The organism is Caballeronia arvi, from assembly GCF_001544695.2.
GTDB classification, from domain to species: Bacteria; Pseudomonadota; Gammaproteobacteria; order Burkholderiales; family Burkholderiaceae; genus Caballeronia; species Caballeronia arvi.
On the sequence record NZ_FCOM02000002.1, the window covers coordinates 347,578 to 368,981 of the forward strand.

A 21,404-nucleotide genomic window follows, 5' to 3' on the forward strand; every position below is an offset into this window, starting at 1 on the left:
CGATCAGTCGGCCGGGCCGGGCGGCGCGAGCACTTCGCGATTGCCGTTGCTGCCCATCGGCGAGACCAGGCCCGCCGCTTCCATCTGCTCGACGAGCCGCGCCGCGCGGTTATAGCCGATGCGCAATTGCCGCTGCACCGACGAGATCGACGCGCGCCGCGTGCGCACGACGAAGGCCACGGCTTCGTCGTAGAGCGGATCGGCTTCGGCATCGGGCGTGTCGCCGAAGAGGTCGGGCGTGCCGCCTTCGGAGGTCGGGCCGGACAGAATGCCTTCCTCGTACTCCGGCTCGCCGAACTGCTTCAGATGCTCGACCACGCGATGCACTTCGTCGTCCGCGACGAACGCGCCATGCACGCGCTGCGGATAGCCAGTGCCGGGCGGCAGGAACAGCATGTCGCCGGCGCCGAGCAGCGACTCCGCGCCCATCTGGTCGAGAATCGTGCGCGAATCGATCTTCGACGACACCTGGAACGCCACGCGCGTCGGAATATTCGCCTTGATGAGGCCGGTGATCACATCGACCGAAGGCCGCTGCGTCGCGAGAATCAGGTGGATGCCGGCCGCCCGCGCTTTCTGCGCGAGACGCGCGATCAACTGCTCGATCTGCTTGCCGGCGACCATCATGAGATCGGCGAGCTCGTCGATGACGACGACGATCAGCGGCAAAGTAGACAGCGGCTCGGGCGCATCGGGCGTGAGCGAGAACGGGTTCGTGAGCTTCTTGCCCGCGGCCTCGGTGTTGCGAATCTTCTGGTTGAAGCCCTGCAGATTGCGCACGCCGACCGCGGACATCAGCCGGTAGCGCTTTTCCATTTCGCCAACGCACCAGTTGAGCGCGTTCGACGCGAGCTTCATGTCGGTGACGACCGGCGCGAGCAGATGCGGAATGCCTTCGTAGACGGACAGCTCCAGCATCTTCGGATCGATCATGATGAGGCGCACGTCCTCGGGCTTCGCCTTGTAGAGCAGCGAGAGGATCATCGCGTTGATCGCCACCGACTTGCCCGAGCCCGTCGTGCCCGCGACGAGCATGTGCGGCGCTTTCGCGAGATCCGTGACGACCGGATTGCCGATGATGTCCTTGCCCATCGCGATCGTCAGATTCGACTTCGAGTGGCGATAGACGTCGTCCTCGAGAATCTCCGAGAGGCGGATCATCTGCCGCCTGGCGTTCGGCAGTTCGAGGCCCATGCAGGTCTTGCCGGGAATCGTTTCTACGACGCGTATCGACGTGAGGCCGAGTCCGCGCGACAGATCCTTCATCAGCCCGACGATCTGGCTGCCGCGCACGCCGAGCGCCGGCTCGACCTCGAAGCGTGTGATGACCGGACCGGCCGATGCGCCGACCACCGTCACCGGCACCTTGAATTCCTGAAGACGCTGCTCGATCAGCTGGCCGGTTTCGGCGAGGCGCTCCTCGGAGACAGGCTCGATTTCGCCGGAGGCGGGCTCGAGAAGATCGAGCGTCGGCAGTTCCACCGCCGACGCGTGCGGCGCATGGAATTCGAATTCGGCGGGCGCAAAGCCGCGCACGGGCGCGCGCGGTTCGGACGGGGAGGGCGGCGGCGCGGATGCGGCGAAGGCCGGCGGGACGGGCGGCGTGGCCGCGCTGCCGGTCGTGATCGGAAAGCGCACGATGTTCGACGGCGGCGCGAATTCGTCGCCGGCTGCCTGCCGTTCGGCGACAGGCTGTTCGTCTTCCGCTTCCTCTTCCTCCTGCGCTTCGGATTCGATGTTCTGCTCGTCGACGATGTGCAAAAGCGACGGGGCAGGGGGCTCGCTCTCGTCCTTGCCGAAATCGACGGCATCCAGCCACGGCGGCGTCTGCACGATTTCGCGGAAGTCCGGCTCTGGCTCCGGCACGTGTGCGGCGAGCGTTGGCGCTTCAGCCGTGCTGACTTCGCTCATCGGCACTTCGAGCGACTCTGCAGCGACTTCGGCGACCGGCTGCGACAGACGGACGTCGAAGAGCGGCGGCGGCTCGACGAGTGCAGGCGCGATCGCCAGGGCGTCGATCAGCGGCGTGTCGATATCTTCTTCGATCTCGTGAATCGGTGCGGGCGGTGTCATCGGCGGCTCCGCGTGCGGCTCACGCTCGGCTTCGACATTGCCCGGCGCGTGCTCGACAGCTGCCGCCGATACCGGCGCTTCGGCGTTCGGCGGCATGCCGGGCTGGCCGGCCCTCGCCATCGCCACATGTCCGCGAGCGAGGCTCGCGCCGGCGAGCGACGTCCACAGCGCGGCCTTTTCCTCGATGGAGCGGAGCGTCGCCTGAATCGCGTCGGGGGCGGGCGGCGGCGAGGGTGGGCCGAGGGGCACGGCCGGGCGCGAGAATGCGGGCGCGTCGAGCGGCGCCGACGTGAACTCGCGCGTCGCCGCGCTCATGACCGGGCGTACCGGCGGTCGTCTGAAATCCTGCGGCGACTGCGGCGCCGATGGTTTGCGCGCGGCATGCGTACCCGGCACGGCGGACGTGGACACGCTCGCCATGCCCGACGTCCGTTGCGCAGGCATCGAAATCGCCGGACTGCGCGGGCGATCCGCGCGAGCCGCGGATATCGGCGGCGTCTGGACGCGCGGCTCGTCAGCGGCGACGGACGCGCGCAAGCCCGATCCCGATGGTTCGAACGCGGAAGCCTGACGCGGCGCGAAATCCGTGCGGGCATCGCGATTCGCCGAAGACGCCGGCGAGTTCAGCCAGCCCGAAGGCGCGACCGGCTCCGTGTGTGCCGAAGGCGGCGAGACGCCGGCTGCCTCGAAGGCGGGACGCTTCGCATACGCTTCGGCGGTGGCCACGGCGCTCGCACTGGCCGCCGCCGCGCGCGTGGCGGCGTTTTTGCCTACTGCGGGCGGCCGCCATACGGTCGGCCGCTGATAACGACTGCTGCGGTTGCCGGTCGGAAGACCGAGTGTGGGTTCGTCGGGCGGAATGCGCGACGACGGCGCATCGGACCGATCGGCGCGATGGCCGCGTTCCTGCGAATCGCGCGAGGCTTTCGCGTGGGCGCGGCGCTCGAACCAGCCCGCGACTTTGTCGCGGCTGGGCGAGGTCTGCCGAGGCTCGGTCTCGCGCTCGCGCGGTGTGAGCCAGCTTTGCGGCAGGCCGAAGCCGAATGCCTCGTCGGCCCAGGCCAGCACGGAGCGCCAGCTGAATTCGACGAGCCACGGCAGAAAGATTGCGAGCACGAGGGCCGCGATCGCGCCCGCGCCGCCCGGATGCACGAAACTGCTCAGCGCCGAAGCGAGCGCGCGCCCGCAGCGATTGATGTTCGCCTGCGTTTCGAACGAGCCCGCGAGCGTGCCTTCGAGCGTGCTGCTCGCGAGCAGCACGGCGGCGAAGCCGAGCCAGAGACGGATCGTGCCGGGGCCGCGTGCGCCGCCCGGCAGCGCCAGCCTGACGATGCGCCAGAGAAGCGGAAGAAACCAGACGACCGATGCACCGAACCAGCCGAGAACTACCATGTGCATGCCTGAGATTGAATCAATGTTGGGTCAAACGAATGAGACTGCTGCCCGGCCGTGCCGATGCCGCTTGCCGGCCGGGCTGTTCGATCGAGCAGTTTAACGGTTGCCGCGCACGCGCGACGCGCTCGCCGCATGTACGCAACACCTGTTTCGACAATGCGTGCGGCGCGCTTCTTACTTTGCGGCGCGCCGCGCGAAGGTGAGCACCTGACCGTCGTCGAGCGTGAGTTGCAGCGCTTGCGGAGCGTTCATCTGCACGCCGCTCTTCGCGATATGCGCAAGCGCGTCGAGATACGGCCGCTCCAGCGTGGCGCCCGTGCCGGACCCGCACGCCATGCGGGTGGCGGCGAGCGGGCCGAAGGCGAGCTTGCCGTCCTTGAGCGAGTACGTGCCGCTGAAGCGGTTGCAGCCCGAGAAGCCGCTCGCCTGGCGATGGCCGGTCGCGGTCGAGAAATCGAGCGTGAGCGGCTGCGCGCCGTCCTGGCCCGCGGGCGGCACGGCGCGCGGCTGGCCGCTCGCGTCGGTCCAGCTAGTGAGCGCCCATTGCGTGTCGTCGAGCAATTGCGTGGCGGCGGGATTATAGGGATCGGTGGGCGGCGCGGCTACATCGGGATGCTTCGGCATCGCGCAGCCGGCAGCGAGGCTTGCCGCGACGATGAGCGCGCACGTACGGGAAATCAGCGAGAGCGCTTCTTTGCGGCGCGACAGGAAGCCTGACGATGAGCGCGGCTGGCGGGAAGGCAAAGCGGGCGCGCGAAGGAAGGGCGTGGGCATCGATGATCCTGAAGCTGGCGAAACCGTAAGCGTAACGCACGCGTCCTACGATTTGTCCAGCTTCCGGATGCAACAAAATGATTGACAGCCTTATCGCGATGCCGATGTAACAGAAAGTGCACGGGAATTCCGACGCGCATTCGCGTGTCAATACCGTCTGTGATGACGCTGTCAATAGGCCGGACGGCAAAGTGTCGGCGCGGGCGCTGCGTGTTAACATCGCGCCCAATTCGCTGGCCTTCCGCTTTCGGCCTCGTCATCCGATCCATTCCTGGAGCACTCATGCAAACCGGTCCACTTCGCGCTGGCGCCATGCGCATCGGCACGCCGCTGTCCCCCAACGCCACGCGCGTGATGCTGCTCGGCGCGGGCGAGCTCGGCAAGGAAGTGATCATCGCGTTGCAGCGGCTGGGCGTCGAAGTCATCGCGGTGGATCGCTATGCGAATGCGCCCGGGCATCAGGTCGCGCATCGCGCGCACGTGATCGACATGACCGACGCCGCCGCGCTGCGGGCGCTCGTCGAAAAGGAACAGCCGCATCTGATCGTGCCGGAGATCGAGGCGATCGCCACCGACGCGCTCGCCGCCATCGAATCGGCCGGACTCGCGACCGTCATCCCGACCGCGCGCGCCACGCAGCTCACGATGAACCGCGAAGGCATCCGGCGTCTCGCTGCCGAGGAGCTCGGGCTGCCGACTTCGCCGTATGCGTTCGCGCAGTCGCTCGACGAGATGAAGGCGGCGATCGTCACGATCGGTTTTCCGTGTGTCGTGAAGCCGGTCATGTCGTCGTCGGGCAAGGGGCAGTCGGTGCTGAAGTGCGACGCGGACATCGAACCCGCGTGGAACTATGCGATGGCGGGCGGCCGCGTGAATCACGGGCGGGTGATCGTCGAGGGCTTCATCGACTTCGACTATGAAATCACGCAGCTCACCGTGCGCGCGGCGGATGCGGCGAGCGGCGAGACCCAGACGTATTTCTGCGAGCCGATCGGCCATGTGCAGGTGGCGGGCGATTACGTCGAGTCGTGGCAGCCGCAGGCGATGAGCCCGGCCGCGCTCGCGAAAGCGCGCGATGTCGCCGCGAAGGTGACGACCGCGCTCGGCGGCCGCGGGCTTTTCGGCGTCGAGCTTTTCGTGCGCGGCGACGACGTGTGGTTCTCGGAGGTGAGTCCGCGCCCGCACGATACCGGCCTCGTCACACTCTCGACGCAGCGCTTCTCCGAGTTCGAGCTGCATGCGCGCGCGATTCTCGGATTGCCTGTCGACACCGCGCTTGCGGCGCCGGGCGCGTCCGCCGTGATCTACGGCGGGCTGGACGAGGCGGGCATCGCGTTCGAGGGCGTGGCCGAAGCGCTCGCCGTGCCGGGCGCGGATCTGCGGCTGTTCGGCAAACCGGAGAGCTTCGCGAAACGGCGCATGGGCGTTGCACTCGCGACGGGGGCCGATACGGACGAAGCCCGCGAGCGCGCGAAGCTCGCGGCATCGAAGGTCAAGCCGGTCACGGCCAGTTGAGCGGCGCGCGTGCGCTGGCGGGAGCGAGAACGTGAAATGGAAAGCGCTGGCCGCGCTCGTCGTGGTGTGCATTGGACTGTCGGGCTGCGGCCTGGCGGCAGCGCCGTGCCGGATTGCGTCGGCGGGGCTGAAGATCGTGCCGGTGGTGGGCCACGTCGCCGCCGCGCCCACCGACGCATGCGCGGAGGTGATCGATCCGTGATCCAACCCGACCCCCGCACCGGCATCCAACGAACCGCGAACCAGATGATGAAAAAGCTTTTCGCCCTTTTGCTCGCGTCGCTCGGCGCCCACACCGTGCTCGCGATGCCGCTCACCGTGCCGCAGATCCAGACCGCATCGACGCAGACGACCCGCTACGACTGCAAGGACGGCAAGAGCGTGTCCGTTCAGTACACCAGCACGCGCAATCGTCAGAGCTTCGCGGCGCTGACCGTCGACGGACGCAAGCTGCTGTTCGTGAACGTGATCGCAGGATCGGGCGCCCGATACGTCGCCGATCAATACACGTGGTGGACCAAAGGCCCGCAAGCCAATCTCTACGACGAAATGGCCGCGAAGGATTCGCCGCCGCTGCTCGCGGATTGCGTGGCGCGCAAGAAGTAGGGCCGGGCGCGCCGCGTACTTGTCCCGGCCTCGACGGCGCGGCCGCGTGCCGCCGGAGCGCATCGGCGCGCGGTGCTACAATGCGTGGCTTTCCGGCGATGAATGTGTCAGCCGGGCCGAATGTCCAATTTTCCGGCATCGCCGTTCATGCCGGCACGAGCGGCACACGGGCGCCGGGCGCCCACAAACCGCAAGCGAGCGATGCACGTGCCTTGAAGGCGTCATCGAAGCCGTGTTCCATCTGAGCGTGGGCTCGCGAATTGAAACGAACGGCGCTCGAACCGGGCGAACCTGGCTCGATGAACCGGCCGCCACGCCCGGCGCTGCGCACGATGCGCTGATCGAGTGCTGAAAGAGCACTGACTGACGCGCCGTGTGCGCCTACGAAACCCATCCGCGTAAGCAACCGATCGCGACGATCGAACGACCCGACCGATTTTTACGCGCGCCGCATCGAGCGGCACTTTAGCGAAAGCCCATATAGTCACCATGTCTGATTCCGTCGCCACGAACACGTCTGCCGCGCCTACGTTCGACCAATTCGGTTTGGCCGCCGACATCCTGAGAGCGGTGCGCGAGTCCGGCTACACCACGCCCACGCCGATCCAGGCGCAGGCGATTCCGGTCGTCCTCGCGGGCCGCGATGTCATGGGCGCCGCGCAGACCGGCACCGGCAAGACCGCGAGCTTCTCGCTGCCGATCATCCAGCGCCTGTTGCCGAACGCGAACACGAGCGCTTCGCCGGCGCGCCACCCGGTGCGCGCGCTGATGCTCACGCCGACGCGCGAGCTCGCCGATCAGGTCGCCGCCAACGTGCAGACCTACTCGAAGCACACGCCGTTGCGCAGCACCGTCGTGTTCGGCGGCGTCGACATGAATCCGCAGTCTGAGGCGCTGCGCCGCGGTGTCGAAATTCTGATCGCGACGCCCGGACGCCTGCTCGATCACGTCCAGCAAAAGACGGTCAATCTCGGTCAGGTGCAGATGCTCGTGCTCGACGAAGCCGACCGCATGCTCGACATGGGCTTTCTGCCCGACCTGCAACGCATCCTGAATCTGCTGCCGAAGGAGCGTCAAACGCTGCTTTTCTCCGCGACGTTCTCGCCGGAGATCAAGAAGCTCGCGTCCACGTATCTGCGCAATCCGCAGACGATCGAAGTCGCGCGCAGCAATTCGACCGCGACGAACGTGCGCCAGATCGTCTTCGAGGTTCATGAGAGCGACAAATCCGGCGCGGTCGCGCAGCTCATCCGCGAGCGCGAGCTGAAGCAGGTCATCGTGTTCTGCAACAGCAAGATCGGCGCGAGCCGCCTCGCGCGCGTGCTGGAGCGCGATGGCATCGTCGCGACGGCGATTCACGGCGACCGCACGCAGAGCGAGCGCATGCAGGCGCTCGACGCGTTCAAGCGCGGCGAGATCGAAGCGCTCGTCGCCACCGATGTCGCCGCGCGCGGTCTCGACATCGCCGAATTGCCGGCGGTCATCAACTTCGATCTGCCGTTCAATGCCGAAGATTACGTGCACCGCATCGGCCGCACGGGCCGCGCGGGCGCGTCGGGCGACGCGCTTTCACTGTGCAGCGCGAACGAGCGCAAACAGCTCGCCGACATCGAGAAACTCATCAAACGTCCGCTCGAAGTCGAACATCTCGAAGTGACGATGCGCGCGCGCCGCGATGGCCCGACGTCCGCACCGCGACGCGATGAGCGCTTCGGCCGCCCGGAGCGCGCCGAGCATCGCCACGGCTCGCGTGACGAGGCCGGTCCGCGCCGCCGCACGGCGGCGGGCACGCATGATCGTCCGCGTGGCCGCCAGCAGCCTATCGACGAATTCTTCCTGAAGCCGTACGAGCCGTCGCCGTCGGCGATGAAGCGTCATCAGGAAGAGACGGTCGAGCCCGAGCGCAAGAGCGCGCCGAAGCAGCCGCTCGCGGCGCTGCTCGGTGGGCTGGGAATGCCCCGCAAGACGTCGTAAATGTCAGGAAGGCAGCCCATGTTGCTGCCTTTTTTGCTTCTGGAGTCGGAAATCAGCGCGCGAAGCGCTTCGCCCAATCGGCCGTCGCGGCGCTGTAGAACGTATCGAGCGAAGCGGCCGACGACGATACGTCGATGCCCAGATGCCGCGCCGCCTGCACGAGCGCATCGAGCGGTGCGTGGCGATCGAGCGGGGCCGCGCCCGTCTGCTTGCTCAGCTTTTCACCGGCGTCGTTATTGACGACGGGAACATGCAGATAGGTCGGTGTGGGCGCTTCGAGACACTGTTGCAGATAGATTTGCCGCGCCGTCGAATCGAGCAGATCGGCGCCGCGCACGACGTGCGTGATACCGGCGTCGGCGTCATCGACGACGACTGCAAGCTGATACGCCCACAAGCCATCGGCACGCTTCAGCGCGAAATCGCCGACTTCGGTCGCGAGATTTTGCGTCTGCATGCCTTGCCAGCGATCGTCGAAAGTCACGACGGCCGCATCGCCATCCGGCACGCGCAGCCGCCACGCACGCGCCGGCTTGCCGTGCAACCCATCGCGGCACGTTCCCGGATAGGCGAGCGTCGCGTGACGCGCATGGGCGTGCACGAGCGAATCCGCGATTTCGCGGCGCGTGCAGCCGCACGGATAGACGAAGCCCATCGTCTGCAGCCGCGCGAACGCGGTCGCGTACGCGACGTCGCGTTCGCTCTGCCAGACCGGAGACTCATCGGAATGCATGCCGAAGTGCGCGAGCGTCGCGAGAATTTCGTCGGCGGCGCCGGGCACGGTGCGCGGCGCATCGACGTCTTCGATGCGTACGATCCAGCTTCCGCCGTGCGCGCGGGCATCGAGAAAACTCGCGAGCGCGCTGACGAGCGAGCCCGCGTGCAGCGGACCGGTGGGCGAGGGCGCGAATCTTCCCCGATAAGGACCGCGATAGATCATGCCGCCTGGCTGATCTTCGCTTCAGGATGACAAGCCGGGCACGTCTCGCCCGGCTTGTAGTACGGCGACGCCTGATCTTCGACCGACACCACCGCGCGGCAGCCGAAGCATTGCACGGTCGCGGTTGGCTGCAGATTCGGATCGAGCGCGGTGCGGTAATCGAACACGAAGCATTCGCCGGTGTAATGCGCGCCGCCCACTTCCTCGAAGTACTTCAGAATGCCGCCTTCGAGCTGATAAACATGCTCGATGCCGACTTCCTTCATGTGAATCGCGGCCTTTTCGCAGCGAATACCGCCCGTACAGAACGAGACGACCGTCTTGCCTTCGAGATCGGCGCGGTTTTGCTCGATGACTTCCGGAAACTCGCTGAACTTCGTGATGCGGTAATCGAGCGCATGGTCGAACGTGCCGACATCCACTTCGAACGCGTTGCGCGTGTCGAGCATCACGACGGGACGGCCGGTGTCGTCGTGGCCGCGGTCGAGCCAGGTTTTGAGCGTGGGCGCGTCGACGAAAGGCGCGCGGCCGAGTTCCGGCTTGATCGCGGGCTTTTTCATCGTGATGATTTCGCGCTTGAGCTTCACCAGCATGCGGCGGAACGGCTGCTTCGCGGAGAGGCTTTCCTTGAATTGCAGATCGGCGAAACGGCCGCCGAAGAGCGCGTCCGTGCGGATGTAGTCGATGAATTCGCGGACTTCGGCAATCGGTCCGGCAATGAAAAGATTGATGCCCTCGGGCGCCAGCAGAATCGTGCCCTTGAGACCGAGCGCGTTGCAGCGTTCGGTGACGAGCGGTCGCCACGCGGGACCGTCTTCGATGGTGACGAATTTGTAGGCGGAGAGGTTCAGAATGCTCATGATCGGTTGACGCGTGATGCGGCTTGTAACGAGTAAAAGTTGCGGACGAAAGCGCCGCGCAAAACACGTATTATCCCGCAAACGGCGCGCGCCCTTGCATTGCGCCGCGCGACGTTTCCAGAGCGCTTGCGCGCGCGCAATTTCGAGAGCCGTCAAGGCCTTATCCGTTCGGCCAGCGCGCCGTCGCCGCCGATTTTCGCGACGGCCCGCATGTACAATACCGCCATGTCAGATCCCCGCTTCGTTCATCTCCGCGTCCACTCCGAATTCTCGATCGCCGACGGCATCGTGCGCCTGGACGACGTCGTCAAAGCTGCCGCGCAAGACGGGCAAGGCGCGCTTGCGCTGACCGATCTCGGCAACGCATTCGGTCTCGTGCGCTTCTACAAGGAAGCGCGCGGCAATGGCGTGAAACCCATCGCCGGGTGCGACGTCTGGATCACCAATCCCGACGATCGCGACAAGCCCTCGCGTCTGCTCCTGCTCGTGCGCAACACGCAGGGCTACCTCAATCTGTGCGAGCTGTTGAGCCGCGCGTGGCTGACGAATCAGTATCGCGGCCGCGCCGAGGTCTTGCTCGAGTGGCTCGAAAGCGGTCTGGCCGAAGGTCTGCTCGCGCTGTCGGGCGCGCAGACGGGTGATATCGGCATGGCGCTGGCGGCCGGCAATGCGGCGAGCGCGGAGCGCCATGCCGCGCGCTGGGCGAAGCTCTTTCCGAACACGTTCTATATCGAACTGCAGCGCGCGGGGCAGCCGGGCGAGCAGTCTTACATTCAGGAAGCCGTTACGCTGGCCGCGAAGCTCAGGCTGCCGGTCGTCGCGACGCATCCGATGCAGTTCATGACGCCCGATGATTTCACCGCGCACGAAGCGCGCGTGTGCATCTCCGAAGGCGATATCCTCGCGAATCCGCGCCGGCAAAAACGCTTCACGCAGGATCAGTATTTCCGCACGCAGGACGAGATGTGCGCGCTTTTCGCGGACATTCCGTCGGCGCTCGTGAACACCGTCGAAATCGCCAAGCGCTGCAATCTGACGCTCGAACTTGGCAAGCCGAAGCTCCCGCTCTTCCCGACGCCGGATGGCCTCTCGCTCGACGACTACCTCGTGCAGTTGTCGAAGGAAGGGCTCGAAGTTCGCCTGCAACAGCTTTATCCCGATGCGGCCGAGCGCGACGCGCAGCGCGAGACGTATTACGCGCGCCTCGAGTTCGAGTGCGGCACGATCATCAAGATGGGCTTTCCGGGCTACTTCCTGATCGTCGCCGACTTCATCATGTGGGCGAAGAACAATGGCGTGCCGGTCGGTCCGGGCCGCGGCTCGGGCGCGGGCTCGCTCGTCGCGTATGCGCTCGGCATCACGGATCTGGACCCGCTGCGCTACAACCTGCTGTTCGAGCGCTTCCTGAATCCGGAACGCGTATCGATGCCCGACTTCGATATCGACTTCTGTCAGGAAGGGCGCGACCGCGTCATTCAGTATGTGAAGGGCAAGTACGGCGCGGACGCGGTGTCGCAGATCGCCACGTTCGGCACGATGGCCGCGAAGGCCGCGGTGCGCGATATCGGCCGCGTGCTCGATCTCGGCTACATGTTCACCGACGGCGTCGCAAAGCTGATTCCGTTCAAGCCGGGCAAGCACGTGACCATCGCGGACGCGATGAAGGAAGAGCCCACGCTGCAGGAGCGCTTCGATTCCGAAGACGAAGTGCATCAGCTGCTGGAACTCGCGCAGCGCGTCGAAGGGCTCACGCGAAACGTGGGCATGCACGCGGGCGGCGTGCTGATCGCGCCGGGCAAGCTCACGGATTTTTGTCCGCTCTATACGCAGGGCGAGGACGGCGGCGTCGTCAGCCAGTACGACAAGGACGACGTTGAAGCCGTCGGCCTCGTGAAGTTCGACTTTCTGGGCCTGACCACGCTCACGATCCTCGACTGGGCCGAGCGTTACATTCGCCGTCTCGATCCGTCGAAGAAGGACTGGAATCTCGCGCAGGTGCCGCTCGACGATCCGGCGTCGTTCCAGATTCTGAAGAAGGCGAACACCGTCGCCGTGTTCCAGCTGGAAAGCCGCGGCATGCAGGGCATGCTGAAAGACGCGCAGCCGGACCGCTTCGAGGACATCATCGCGCTGGTGGCGCTGTATCGTCCGGGCCCGATGGACCTGATCCCGAGCTTCTGCGCGCGCAAGCACGGGCGCGAGATCGTCGAGTATCCGGACCCGCGCGTCGAACCTGTTCTGAAAGAGACCTACGGCATCATGGTCTATCAGGAGCAGGTGATGCAGATGGCGCAGATCATCGGCGGCTACTCGCTCGGCGGCGCGGACTTGCTGCGTCGCGCGATGGGCAAGAAAAAGCCCGAGGAAATGGCCAAGCACCGTGAGATCTTCGCGGAAGGCGCGGCCAAGAACGGCCTCACGCGCGCGAAAGCGGACGAAACCTTCGACCTGATGGAGAAGTTCGCGGGCTACGGCTTCAACAAGTCGCACGCGGCCGCGTATGCATTGCTCGCGTATCACACAGCGTGGCTGAAGGCGCACCATCCGGCGGAATTCATGGCGGCCAACATGTCGCTCGCGATGGACGACACCGACAAGGTGAAGATCCTCTTCGAGGATTGCGCGACGAATGGCATGAAGGTGCTGCCGCCGGATATCAACCAGTCGGCGTATCGCTTCGAGCCGGTCGCGGAACCGGACGGCACGCGCTCGAAGACCATCCGCTACGGCCTGGGCGCGGTGAAGGGCAGCGGCCAGAACGCCATCGAGGAAATTCTGCGCGCGCGTGAGGACGGACCGTTCGCCGATCTGTTCGATTTCTGCGAGCGCATCGACCGGCGTGTCGTGAACCGCCGCACCGTCGAGGCGCTGATCCGCTCCGGCGCGTTCGATTCGATGCACGCGAATCGCGCGCAACTGCTCGCCTCCGTGCCTATGGCGATGGAAGCCGCCGATCAGGCCGCTGCCAACGCCATGCAGGCCGGCCTCTTCGACATGGGCGACGCGCCGCTCGCGAAGCACGAATACGTCGACGAGGCGATGTGGTCGGACAAGAAGCGTCTGCAGGAAGAGAAGACCGCGCTCGGCTTCTATCTGTCGGGGCACCTTTTCGACGCCTACAAGGGCGAAGTGCGCCGTTTCGTGCGCCAGAAGATCGGCGAGCTGAAGGAAGGGCGCGACAAGCTGGTCGCGGGCGTGATCTCCGCGATGCGCACGCAGATGACTCAGCGCGGCAAGATGCTGATCGTCAATCTCGACGACGGCAGCGGCCAGTGCGAAGTCACCGTCTTCAACGAGCAGTTCGAAGCGAACAAGGCGCTCTTCAAGGAAGACGAGCTGCTCGTCGTGCAGGGGCAGGCGCGCAACGATGCGTTCACGGGCGGCATCCGCTTTACCGTCGATACGGCGATGGATCTCGAACGCGCGCGCAGCCGTTATGCGCAGTCCGTGAAGGTCGAGATGAACGGCAACGCCGACGCCTTGCGTCTGCGCCGCGTGCTCGAAGCGCATGCCGCGGGCGCCGAGACGCCCGCGCCCGTTGCGCCGCCCGCGCGCGATAACGGCCGTTCGCGCCAGAGCACGCCGATTCCGAACGGGCTGAACGTGAACATCGTCTATCGTAGCGAGCACGCCGAAGGCGAAGTGCGTCTTGGCGATGCGTGGCGCGTCAAGCCAACCGACGAACTCATCACGGCGCTGCGTGGCGAATTCGCCGGCAGCGCGATCGAAATCGTTTACTGAGGCAAATGCGGTCTAACGAGGCTGGTCGAGATGGGCCAGCTTCAGAAACCGGTAGTACACGGTCTGAGCATTGAACACGGCGATCAGGAAGCCCGAGCGCCCGTCGAGAAAACCGCGTCGGAGAAGGTAGGTTCTCGCGAAGGCCCACAGTCCTCGCGTGATCGCGATGCTCAGGCTTCCTCGCTTTCCCGCGGCATGGCGCTGCAGCGCGCCCGCCGTGGAGTACGCATCCAGTTTGCGCAATACGGTCTCGAAGTCTTCGTACGAGTAGTGCATCAGCTTGCCCTGCAGACGCATGACAGGCGTGTTGGCCGGAACCATCAGCCGCTCGTGCACGAGGTCGTCCGAGAAACGTGCCGACGAGCGCCTGAAGAGCCGCGGAATCCAGTCCGGGTACCAGCCGCTGTGCCTGATCCATTGGCCGCAAAAGCTCGACAGGCGGTCTACTGAATACACGTCGGCCGCGGGTGTGGCGATCGCGGCCCGTATCGCGGCGGCGAGTTCCGGTGTGACGACTTCGTCCGCATCGATGGAGAGAATCCAGTCGGTCGAGAGCGCGTCGAGCGCCCGGTTCTTCTGCGGCCCGAAGCCGGGCCAGTCACGCTGGATGCTGACGCGCGCACCGTGGGCACGCGCGATCTCGACGGTTCCATCGGTGCTGCCTCCGTCGACCACGACGATTTCATCGGCAAAGGAAACGGATGTCAGGCATTGCGCGAGCCGCGCGGCCGCGTTGTGCGTAATGAGAGCGATGCCGAGTGTGGGATGCGTCATGTCGTCGGGATGAAATCGGGTACGCGTATTGTAAGACCATCGACCGCTGGCGCCCGGCCGGCGAAGCAGACGCACCGCGAGCGAACGCGGAACCATTGTGAGCGTCGCCTGCACGACGGTTTAAAATGACGGAAATTGTGACGCCCGGCCAGAAGGCGTTCGGCATGACCTTCCGCCCGGCCGCGTCTCGCGCGCGGGGCAACGCACGTAGAGGATGATTTGACCGAGAAGCAGACACTGAGAAAAACCATAGGCGGCGGCGAGCATTCATCGTCCACGGCCGTCGTCAGGCGGCTATGGCCCTATGTTCGGCCGTTGATGAGCATCGTGCTGCTCGGCCTCGTCGCAATGGGTTTCGTCGCCGCGAGTGAAGCCGGCATCCCGATGTTGCTCAAGCCCTTGCTCGATCACGGCTTCGGGACGAACGGGAGCGAGAAGGCGAAATGGGTGGTGCCCGCGGCCGTGATCGGGCTTGCGCTCGTGAGAGGGACCGCGCAGTACGCGTCCGGCTATCTGCTTTCCTATGTGTCGAACAAGATCTTGCTGCAACTGCGGCTCAAGATGTTCGATCGCATGCTGCACGCGGGCGCCGGGTTCTTCCAGCGCGAGACGGCGAGCACGGTCATCAACGCGATCGTCTTCGAGGTCAATCAGGTTCTGCAGATTTTGTCCGGCGTGGTCGTGACGCTCGTGCGCGACTCCCTGACGGTCGTCTTTCTGCTGGGTTATCTCTTCATTCTCAACTGGCGCCTCACGCTGATCGTCGCGCTGATCCTGCCTGCCATCGGCTGGCTGGTCTCGAAGATCAACCGCCGCCTGCGCCGTCTGAACCGTGAGCATCAGATGCTCACCAACGATCTCTCGTATATCGTCGAAGAGACCGTGGGCGGCTATAAGGTCGTGAAGGTGCATAACGGCGAGCCGTACGAGACCGGGCGTTTCACGGAGATGAGCAACCGCCTGCGCGGCTACTCCATGCGCATGCAGGTCTCGGGCGGACTGGCGCAGCCGTTGACGCAATTCCTGGCGTCCATCGCGCTCGCCATCGTGATTACCATCGCCGTGCTGCAATCGGCGAGCGATCAGACGACGGTCGGCGGCTTCGTTGCGTTCGTGACGTCGATGTTGCTCGTCATCTCGCCGCTCAAACATCTGATCGACGTCAATCAGCCGCTCCAGCGCGGCGTGACCGCGGCCGAGCTGATCTTCGGCCTCATCGACGAACCGCCGGAGCACGCAGGCGGCGGGCGTCGTCTCGAACGCGCTCAGGGCAGCGTCGAATTCCGCAACGTGTCGTTCAACTATGGCTCGCGAGAGCGCACCACGCTGGATCGCGTGTCGTTCAAGATCGCGCCCGGCGAGATGGTCGCACTGGCGGGGCCGTCGGGGAGCGGCAAGACCACGCTGGCGAACCTGCTTCCGCGCTTTTTCGATCCCGCCGAAGGCGAAGTGCTGGTCGATGGCATCCCGTTGCCCGAACTCGCCGTGCACGACCTGCGCGCGCAGATCGCGATGGTCAGCCAGGACGTCGTGCTGTTCAACGACACCATCGCGGCCAATGTCGCGTATGGTACGATCCCGGACCGCGAAAAGGTGCTTGCCGCGCTTGCCGCAGCCAATCTCGCCGACGTCGTCGCGTCACTGCCGCAGGGCATCGACACGCTCGTCGGAGGGAACGGAATGCGGCTGTCGGGCGGGCAGCGCCAACGTCTCGCGATCGCACGCGCCATCTACAAGGACGCACCGATTCTCGTGCTCGATGAAGCGACTTCGGCCCTGGACTCGGAGTCGGAGCGCCACGTGCAGTCGGCACTGGAAACGCTGATGAAAGGCCGCACGACGCTCGTCATCGCGCACCGGCTATCGACCATCGAACGTGCCGACCGGATCGTCGTGCTCGATGGCGGGAAGATCATCGAGCAGGGCAGTCACGCAGAGCTGTTGCAACAGGACGGGCTCTATGCCCATCTGCATCGCATCCAATATCAGCAGCAGGCGGCTTGATCCGTTCGCGCTGTGCTTCGTCCGCAACCGAAGCGATGGCGAACCGGCGACAGTTCAGCGAGCGTTGCGGCGTGTCTTTGGCGGTCCGTCGATTCAGCGACGATTCGTGAGCTTCAACCCGCATTACTCACATCTGCCATGCCTAATGCAGCTCCGAAGCCGGTGATTCATATCATCAACGGCTTCATGAATGAAAACGGTGGCAGCGAGCAGGAGGCGCTGCACCTCGCCAGCGTCCTGCGAGACAGAAGCGAGCTGACACTGTGGTCGTCCTCGTCGCGCTGTTCGCGCGATCTCGCGCATCGATATGCGATTCGACGGATCGGCCTTCAGCCGGGGGCGCGCCCGAACGGAGGCACCTTCGTTTTCGTGGGCGCGCACTGGCGCCATACGTTGTGGCCGTATCTTGCGCGGGCGCCACGGCGCCTGATCTACGTTTTCAATACGTTTCACCCGAAGATCCTCTCGCTGACCGCCGCGCATCCCGCCATGCTTCGGTGGCCGAGGACGGAGTATGTGGCGATATCGGAATTCCAGCGGCGCGCGCTCGGCGTCGAGTGCGAGGTGCAGCCGTCTCCCATCGACATCGCACGTTTTTCGCCTTCGCCCGACCCGCGCCCGGACAACGTTCGGCCGGTGATCGGGCGGCTGAGCCGCGATACGGTCGACAAGCACGATATCGACGATATCGCGCTCTATCGGGCGTGGGCCGCCGACGGGGCGGAAGTCAGGCTGCAGGGCGCGACCAGTTTTTCCGCTGCGTCGGGTGACGCGCTTGCCGCCGTGCCCGGAGTGCAGATATTGCTCGAGGGCGCGGTTCCGACAGTCAGTTTCTTGCGTGGCCTCGATATCTTTTATTATCGGACTGGCGCACACGTCGAGACGTTCGGGCGCGTCGTCCTCGAAGCGATGGCTTGCGGGCTGCCGGTCGTGTGTCATCGGCGCGGCGGTTATGCCGACTGGATTCGTCACGGCGAGAACGGCTTCCTTTTCGATCGCACCGAAGAGGCCGATCAACTGGTGCGCACGCTCCTCGCGAATGCCGACCTGCGCGAATCCACTGGCGCACGCGCTCGCGCGACGGTGGAGACGATATATTCGGCCAAGGCGGTCAGGGAGCGCGCCGATTTCTATCTGCGCGGTTCACGCTAAAAAAACGTCCTGAACGCACGTCAGGCGCTCGATTCGAAAACGGGGTAGTAGAACAACACCATGGAAGTCACACAAATCTCAAGACTGGGCCGGTCGGGCACGGAGTCTTACCAGTTGTTTCTGGCGCGGTGGTTCGCGTTGCTTACGCTGGCGCTGATCCCCATTTCGACGGCGGGCGTCAACGTCGGTTCGGCTGCATTCGCTCTGTTCGCATTGACTTCGCCTGAGGTATGGCGGCGGGCGAGGTCGTTTCTGACGTGGTCGTCAGGCGCGGCTGCTGCTCTGGCGCTGTTCATCGTGCTGAGCCTGAGCCTGGTCTACAGTTCCGCGGGGCACGCAGAGGCATTCGACTTTCTGATGAAGTATCGGAAACTGCTGTTCATCCCGCTCCTGCTGCTCGTTTTCGCGGACGAGGCAGGGAAGATCTGGGCGCGCAGGGCCGTCTGGAGTCTGTTCGCCACGCTCGTACTGTCGATGGTGCTGGCGTACACGAATAACTTCGGTTGGACTGCATTCGGACCGATGTATGCTCCGGACCCGGTCAGGCGGCCCTGGGTATTCAAGGACCACATCTCGGGCGGCCTGATGATGGCGTTCCTCGTCTGCCTGTCCTTCGCGCTCGCGAAGGCGGCGAGCGGGTGGCGAAGCAAGGCGCTGTATCTCGTGGCGCTTCTCGCGCTGATCAACGTGCTGTTCGTGCTCCAGGGGCGCACCGGGCAGGTGGTGGCGATCGCGTATGTCGCGATCTATCTCGTCGTACAGGCTGCGCAGTTCCGTCGATACGACAAGCGCTCGCGTGTGCTCGCGAGCGTGGGCGTCGCGGCGGTGTGTGTTTGCATCGCGGCTTTCGTGCTCTACGCGAAAGACCGGCGACTTGCTGACACGGCGCAGGAAGTCTCCCAGTTCGAGACGCAAAACAAGAATACGTCGATGGGCGTGCGGATCCTGTTCTACAGTCGCAGCCTTGAGTTGATGGCCCATCGACCGATTGCCGGCTACGGCGTCGGAAGCGTGCGCACGGAGTTCGCGCGGCTCGCGAGCAAGGAAATCGGCGGGCACGCGGCAATGGCGGGCAATCCGCACAACGAGTTCTTTCTGATGGGCGTGCAGCTCGGGCTCATCGGCGTGGCGCTGTTCGTGTGGTTCCTGATCGCGATCGGACGAGAGTGCCGGCGGCTGGCGGAGCCCGCGAAGCTGATTGCGAGCGGCTATCTTTTCGCGTTCGTCCTCGGCTGCCTCGCGAACTCTCTGCTGCTGAACTTCACGGAGGGCAATCTCTTCGTTTTCCTCATTGGCATACTGATCGGCACGGCGCCCAGGATAGGGCGCGATGGGCAAGCGGCGCAAGGGCGGGCCTGACGATCGTTGCGGGGCCGCGTCCGCTTATCAACGCATTATCGAATTGTCGACATGAGCGCGGCTTTTATCCGCTTTACGGGAGGCGGCCGCGTGTCGGCGCGCTGCCGGTGATGGGTAGTTTGCTCGCTCGTAGGCACTTGGCCGCCGCCGTTTCGCCGTCGAGTTGTCCGCATGGCGCGATCGTCGCCTGACTCGAACCTGCACGCGCGATGCTTACACCGCGCGGGTGAACGGCTCGATATTTCGGCATGCTATCTATTCGCCCTTTCAACGCGACGGGAAAAGCGACATGTCGACGAAGGTGAAAGATGCATCCAGCGATCGGGACGGGAGCGGCGCATGGAGAAGGTAGAACTGGATGAGAGCACCGAAAGGCGCTGCACGCTTTACAGCGAAGCCGGATACGAGGACGAACACCGGAGCAGCTACGCGTTCTCGTTGCTGTCAGAGGCCGAGCGGCGCAAGCAACGAGAGCAGGACAAAGAGGATTTTCTTGAATGGTTCTGGCTTAGCCCGTTGGCCAGTGGTCTCGCCGATGACGTTGGCGTGGAAGAGCTTGACGCGCTGGGCGAATTCGCCATCGAGAATGGCCTGGCTCGCGGGGATTCGAGAGACACTCACAAGCAACTGGAGGACGCAGTCAAGGAGGCGGTAGAGGATGACGTCGTCATTCCCGTCATCGATCGCACCGACGATTGGAGCGGCGGCTACATGCCGGCGGACGCTTCCCAGGCGTCTACACTCGCAGCCGGGCTGCGCGCGCCCGGTGACTTGTTCCCACCGTCGTCGCGCACCTTCGCCGGCGGTGAGCCTGTCCTGTCGGGTCCGTATGACCCGTCGAAACAGGAGGCGCTTCTGAAGGCTGCGCGATTCGCCGGAGCGGGCGCGGTCGGGGGCGGTGACGGCGGCGGCTTCGATTGGCTCGGCGCTGCAGAAGCCGCCGCAGGTGCGCTGCTCAGCAGCGCTGGCTCGGGCGACGGAAGCGACAGCGATCCTCTCCTGAAAAGGCTTGGCGAGAGCGACGGCAGTTCGCGGATCGCCGACGCGCAGCCGTTCGAATACGTGCCAGCGATGCCCGGAGGCAACGTGCTTGACCTTGGAGGCGCTGACGGACGGCCCGGAAACAATCAGGCGCAGAACAAGCAGTTCAAGGCAGTGGTCAAGGCGCTTGGTTTGAACAAAGATCAGGCTCGAAGGCTTCACTATGATATTCAAGCGGAAGATCTTGAATACCACGGCATCATGGAGCGCGCTGTAGACATGTTCGGAGATCAATCGGAATGAACAATACAAAAGAACAGATAAACGACCATCTTTCCGTCTTGCATGGGTTTGACGTGAGCGGCGTGCACCACGCAGGTGACATGCTTACGCTTCAGTTCGGTCCGCTTCGAGAAGTCACAACACGTCGAGGCACCGTCAAACGCGTCGGCGCGTGGGCGTTGCATATCCAGTGCGACTGGAGAATCGAGCAAGGGAGCACGCTTTTCGCGTCCTATTCGGACTTCGCGGCGTCAGACGAGAGTACGGACAGGATCACGCGACAGATTCGTGACCTACTTATAGGCCAAGGAAGTACGGGCATTGAGGAGGTCGAGGCCGGAGACGGGGGCGACGTTTGCCTGTCGCTTTCGAGGGGTGTTCGTTTGCTTGTACGCGCTAACGGGATACCGGGCGATGAAGACTGGCGCCTGTTCCCGTCAGATCCTGACGCTCCGCATTTTGTGATCGAAGGCGGAAAAGTCGATACTGGCGCCGACTAGTAACCGAGCGGGCGGTGGTTTGTTTCCGCCGCCGTCCTTTTTTATAGAGGAAAGACCTCCGCATCGGGTACGTACGCAGCTCCGCCAGCCGGCCACCCTCACATCAACACAATGTCATATTGTCATGGAGTGGTCGCGTAGATCCTTTATGGGTAAGGGTTTGGCGGTTATTTGCAACAGAAAAAGTGCTCTAGCTACCAATCTAGCTACCAATTGCGAGCGCGCGCCTCGAAGAGACCCGACGATATGGACGTTACGGATTGCGGACGAACGACGGAGGGAATGTCATCGCGCCACGAAATCGCCGTATGCCGGTTCAACGCGTAAGCCGACGTTGACGTCGCGACAGGCTGACGGGCGCATGCGTCGCCCTGAGCCGATCGCATCAGGCAGAGGTCGTTAAGGGTTATTCGATGCCTGCCATCGATCACAGGAATGTGACGGTGCCGCTGCGCGTGTTGGCAGGCGTCGAAT

General features: G+C 64.6%; 15 protein-coding genes. 10 read left to right on the plus strand and 5 right to left on the minus strand.

Features of this window, described 5'->3' with window-relative positions; translation table 11 throughout:
* Positions 1-3: 3 nt before the first annotated feature.
* Together AWB74_RS04675 and AWB74_RS04680 are read right to left on the minus strand one after the other, a co-directional pair.
* Entirely contained in the window at positions 4-3,465 is a 3,462-nt protein-coding gene (locus AWB74_RS04675; RefSeq protein ID WP_061145567.1) for an FtsK/SpoIIIE family DNA translocase, read from the minus strand.
* A 177-nt stretch (positions 3,466-3,642) separates the two neighbouring features.
* Entirely contained in the window at positions 3,643-4,242 is a 600-nt protein-coding gene (locus tag AWB74_RS04680; RefSeq protein WP_087038842.1) for an META domain-containing protein, read from the minus strand.
* 282 nt (positions 4,243-4,524) lie between these two features.
* On the opposite strand from AWB74_RS04680, the gene purT reads away from it, so the two are divergent.
* The 4 genes from purT (at position 4,525) to AWB74_RS04695 (ending at position 8,337) form a co-directional block, all read left to right on the plus strand.
* Positions 4,525-5,757, plus strand: a complete 1,233-nt coding sequence (purT, locus tag AWB74_RS04685; RefSeq protein WP_061145568.1) for a formate-dependent phosphoribosylglycinamide formyltransferase — start codon at positions 4,525-4,527, stop codon at positions 5,755-5,757.
* 31 nt (positions 5,758-5,788) lie between these two features.
* Positions 5,789-5,959 carry a DUF6726 family protein gene (locus tag AWB74_RS45525; RefSeq protein WP_143749143.1) on the plus strand — a complete coding sequence of 57 codons (171 nt, stop codon included), beginning with the start codon at positions 5,789-5,791 and terminating at the stop codon, positions 5,957-5,959.
* Positions 5,960-6,006: 47 nt separating this feature from the next.
* Positions 6,007-6,363 (plus strand): MliC family protein, encoded by a 357-nt coding sequence (locus AWB74_RS04690; RefSeq protein WP_061145629.1) that lies wholly within the window; start codon positions 6,007-6,009, stop codon positions 6,361-6,363.
* A 489-nt stretch (positions 6,364-6,852) separates the two neighbouring features.
* On the plus strand, positions 6,853-8,337 hold the full coding sequence (locus tag AWB74_RS04695) for a DEAD/DEAH box helicase (protein ID WP_061145569.1): 1,485 nt from the start codon (positions 6,853-6,855) through the stop codon (positions 8,335-8,337).
* 52 nt (positions 8,338-8,389) lie between these two features.
* Here the strand turns inward: AWB74_RS04695 and gluQRS are convergent, their stop codons facing one another.
* Positions 8,390-9,277: a tRNA glutamyl-Q(34) synthetase GluQRS gene (gene gluQRS / locus AWB74_RS04700; RefSeq protein WP_061145570.1), complete on the minus strand. Its 888-nt coding sequence runs from the start codon at positions 9,275-9,277 to the stop codon at positions 8,390-8,392.
* Complete coding sequence (locus AWB74_RS04705) at positions 9,274-10,137, minus strand: sulfurtransferase (RefSeq protein WP_061145571.1); 864 nt, start codon at positions 10,135-10,137, stop codon at positions 9,274-9,276. The genes gluQRS and AWB74_RS04705 overlap by 4 nt, the downstream gene beginning before the upstream one ends.
* 210 nt (positions 10,138-10,347) lie before the next feature.
* Between AWB74_RS04705 and dnaE the strand changes: the two genes are divergently transcribed.
* Positions 10,348-13,878 (plus strand): DNA polymerase III subunit alpha, encoded by a 3,531-nt coding sequence (dnaE, locus tag AWB74_RS04710; protein WP_061145630.1) that lies wholly within the window; start codon positions 10,348-10,350, stop codon positions 13,876-13,878.
* Between the two features lie 12 nt (positions 13,879-13,890).
* Here the strand turns inward: dnaE and AWB74_RS04715 are convergent, their stop codons facing one another.
* A complete protein-coding gene (locus tag AWB74_RS04715) occupies positions 13,891-14,652 on the minus strand; it encodes a glycosyltransferase family 2 protein (RefSeq protein WP_061145631.1) in 762 nt (253 codons plus the stop codon).
* Positions 14,653-14,889: 237 nt separating this feature from the next.
* Here AWB74_RS04715 and msbA point away from each other — a divergent pair, with 237 nt between their 5' ends.
* The 5 genes from msbA to AWB74_RS04740 all read left to right on the plus strand — a co-directional run bounded on the left by msbA (position 14,890) and on the right by AWB74_RS04740 (position 20,930).
* On the plus strand, positions 14,890-16,656 hold the full coding sequence (gene msbA / locus AWB74_RS04720; protein WP_407642398.1) for a lipid A export permease/ATP-binding protein MsbA: 1,767 nt from the start codon (positions 14,890-14,892) through the stop codon (positions 16,654-16,656).
* 138 nt (positions 16,657-16,794) lie between these two features.
* Positions 16,795-17,808, plus strand: a complete 1,014-nt coding sequence (locus AWB74_RS04725; RefSeq protein WP_061145573.1) for a glycosyltransferase family 4 protein — start codon at positions 16,795-16,797, stop codon at positions 17,806-17,808.
* Between the two features lie 60 nt (positions 17,809-17,868).
* Positions 17,869-19,167, plus strand: a complete 1,299-nt coding sequence (locus tag AWB74_RS04730) for an O-antigen ligase family protein (RefSeq protein WP_061145574.1) — start codon at positions 17,869-17,871, stop codon at positions 19,165-19,167.
* A 339-nt stretch (positions 19,168-19,506) separates the two neighbouring features.
* Complete coding sequence (locus AWB74_RS47165; RefSeq protein WP_061145575.1) at positions 19,507-20,451, plus strand: hypothetical protein; 945 nt, start codon at positions 19,507-19,509, stop codon at positions 20,449-20,451.
* A complete protein-coding gene (locus AWB74_RS04740) occupies positions 20,448-20,930 on the plus strand; it encodes a hypothetical protein (protein ID WP_061145576.1) in 483 nt (160 codons plus the stop codon). The genes AWB74_RS47165 and AWB74_RS04740 overlap by 4 nt, the downstream gene beginning before the upstream one ends.
* The last annotated feature ends 474 nt before the right edge of the window (positions 20,931-21,404 follow it).